Origin of the sequence: Chitinivorax sp. B (assembly GCF_005503445.1) — a bacterium.
Classification (GTDB): Bacteria; Pseudomonadota; Gammaproteobacteria; order Burkholderiales; family SCOH01; genus Chitinivorax.
Window position 1 is genome coordinate 1 of sequence record NZ_SCOH01000121.1, and the last position, 2,627, is coordinate 2,627.

The window sequence follows — 2,627 nt, forward strand, 5'->3', positions numbered from 1 at the left end:
TTTTTAATGCTTCCACTTATTGGTTTTCCATCACGACCAATAACTTGCTTATCACGAACGATAACATGATCCTCTTGCTGACTCGGAAGTTTACTATTTGGATCGCCCTTATCAATGCGAACCCCTTGGCCTTTAGGGTTTTCAGGGTTATGCCATCGGGTCCCATCTTTTTTCCTGTTGGGTTCCCCATCACCCCATTCAGGAGGAATCTTATTTCTTGCTTCTTGCGGAATCTTCCAGCCCTCTACTTCACTGCCATCCTCACAGACCTGTCCTTCGGATGTACCAGTTGATTCGTCTTCCGCCTCCGTCATTGAACAACTGCCTATTAGCAAACATGCCGCTACCCTTCCTGCAGTTCCACCTATTCCACGGCGCAAACCCGCACCTATAGCTGCACTGGCAGCACGCCCCCCAATCACTCGGATCCCAGTCCCCACAACCAGAGTACCCCATAACCCTTTCGGATCAACATACCCAAGCGGCCTCCCATCAACATACCCATATGTATTCAACCCACCCTGCAACCCAATCGGATCGCTCTGCACATACCTGCCGGTTTCCGGATTATAGGTCCGATACCAGTTATGACTCAGCTTGATGCCGTTATCCCAATACTGCCCCGGGAAGCGCAGGTTGTACACGAACTGGCTGCCGTTCTTGTCGGCGTCCTGATCCGGTAGGGTATTGCCAAAGGCTTCGCTTTCCCAGCGCCAGGTCAGGCGTTTGTTGAACGCGTCGTAGATGGCGCGTGGGGTGTTGAGGTGGTCGGCGTAGACGTGGTAGATCAGCGGTTTGCTGGGGTCGGCGCTGCTGGGGCGCACCACCGCGATCGGGGTGTCACCCAGCCAGCTATGATCCTGGGTCGGGCTTTGCGTGGCCGGGTCGGCGTGTTCCGCCAGCAGGTGGCCGGCTTCGTCGTAGACGAACTGGATCGGTTTGCTGCTGGCGGTCTTGATTGCCAGTTGCCCTTGGGCGTTGTAGAAGAAGCCGCTGACGCTTTGCCCGTTCTTCAGGGCGACGCGGGGGCGGCCGGCGTTGTCGTAAGTCAGGGTGATGCTGCCGTCACCGGTCTGGTTGCCGCTGGCGTCCAGGGTATAGGTCTTGGCATTGCTGCCGCTCTGTTTCAGCAGGCGGTTGCTGGTCAGGTCAGATCGGAACTGACCCAGCCAGCTTTTCTGCATATTAATGCGTCAATATTTCAGCATTCACGCAGCACAACAATCATTCGGCACCTGACAGTTGCCTACGGTTTGGCAGATAGGTCAATACTGAAAAAACAGCAAATGGCGAATGTGTCGGATATAGTTTGTTGGCGGACTCAACTAAGGCAGCTGCATCTTTCTCGTTCTTGAATAGCTTCGTGCCAATATTGAGCTTTGGAGCGTGACTATCGATACCAAAGACCGAGAAATATCCATTTATGTCAGCAACATCAAATCCACAAAGCTGCCAGCCGCGACTCAATAGCAAATTTGGTGTGCTAATACGCTCCAAAAACCGCCCTTTAAACATTGATTCCATCATTCTGAAGCCATCGGGAGAAACCGCGAATGCTACAGCAATGGTATCGGAACTTGCATTTTCCTCTATCACTGAAACAGGGCCATCGAGTAGTTGTGCTACATTTTCTTTACAAGTTGTATCAACTAGTCGCTGATATAGATCATCATCCTGTTCCCAAAGGCACGCATCTATTGTAAATGGCACGTCACTTGGCTTCCTGAAATCATAACCAAGTAATGTGTAATTATCTAATGTAGTGAGGTTCATCATGGAAAGCTCGCAAAATTGCTACATGGAGGGACCCCAACTGGTGCAACTGGAAACGTAAATTTTAATGCTCGCCTCTTATTCCATTGGCATGCACAAGCCGGGGCTGGTGTTTGATTCATTTGCCAAGTGTGGAAATGTGGATCCATGCCTTTATGGTCGTGCCCTGAATCCATTGTCCAACACACGGTCCCCGCTGGTGGACTACAAGGCGGACATGTTGCGGCAGGCGCATCACTACAAACCGCATTACCGATTGCATTTCCTATGGCCCCACCAACAACTGCACCCGCCACACTACCAGCCGTACTACCCGCAGATGCGCCAGCAGTCCCACAGCCAATTGTACCAACACCAGGTGCAACTACTGTACATGCGGCTCCTCCCCCAACGCCACCGACAGCACCGCCTACAGCAGAACCTGCTGCACCACCACACGTAGCGCCTCCTAATGTCCACGTTGCAACACATGCATCATTTGGCGCTAACCCCCATGGATCAGCGAACTTCAGTGGGTCCCCTTTCACATACCCATAAGTATTCAACCCACCCATCAACCCAATCGGATCACTCTGAACATACCTGCCGGTTTCAGAATTATAAGTCCGATACCAATTATGACTCAGCTTGATGCCATGATCCCAATACTGTCCCGGGAAGCGCAGGTTATACACGAACTGGCTGCCGTTCTTGTCCACATCTTGATCCGGCAAGGTGTTGCCAAAGGCTTCGCTTTCCCAGCGCCAGGTCAGGCGTTTGTTGAACGCATCATAGATGGCACGTGGGGTGTTGAGGTGGTCGGCGTAGACGTGGTAGATCAGCGGTTTGCTGGGGTCGCTGCTGTTGGGGCGCAC

At 52.4% G+C, this 2,627-nt stretch carries 4 protein-coding genes; 1 reads left to right on the top strand and 3 read right to left on the bottom strand.

Features of this window, described 5'->3' with window-relative positions; all coding sequences use genetic code 11:
- From FFS57_RS24610 to FFS57_RS26355, 3 genes are all read right to left on the bottom strand, one after another.
- Positions 1-1,184: RHS repeat domain-containing protein (locus FFS57_RS24610; protein WP_137940465.1), on the bottom strand; the 1,184-nt coding region annotated here is incomplete at its 3' end.
- Positions 1,185-1,224: 40 nt separating this feature from the next.
- Positions 1,225-1,776, bottom strand: coding sequence for a hypothetical protein (locus FFS57_RS24615; protein ID WP_137940466.1), 552 nt, complete (start codon positions 1,774-1,776; stop codon positions 1,225-1,227).
- Positions 1,773-2,471: an RHS repeat-associated core domain-containing protein gene (locus FFS57_RS26355; RefSeq protein WP_502705945.1), complete on the bottom strand. Its 699-nt coding sequence runs from the start codon at positions 2,469-2,471 to the stop codon at positions 1,773-1,775. The genes FFS57_RS24615 and FFS57_RS26355 overlap by 4 nt, the downstream gene beginning before the upstream one ends.
- On the opposite strand from FFS57_RS26355, the gene FFS57_RS26030 reads away from it, so the two are divergent.
- Positions 2,391-2,627, top strand: a 237-nt coding sequence (locus tag FFS57_RS26030) for a hypothetical protein (RefSeq protein ID WP_249384165.1), incomplete at its 3' end; no start/stop codon positions are given. The two genes, FFS57_RS26355 and FFS57_RS26030, sit on opposite strands and share 81 nt — an antisense overlap.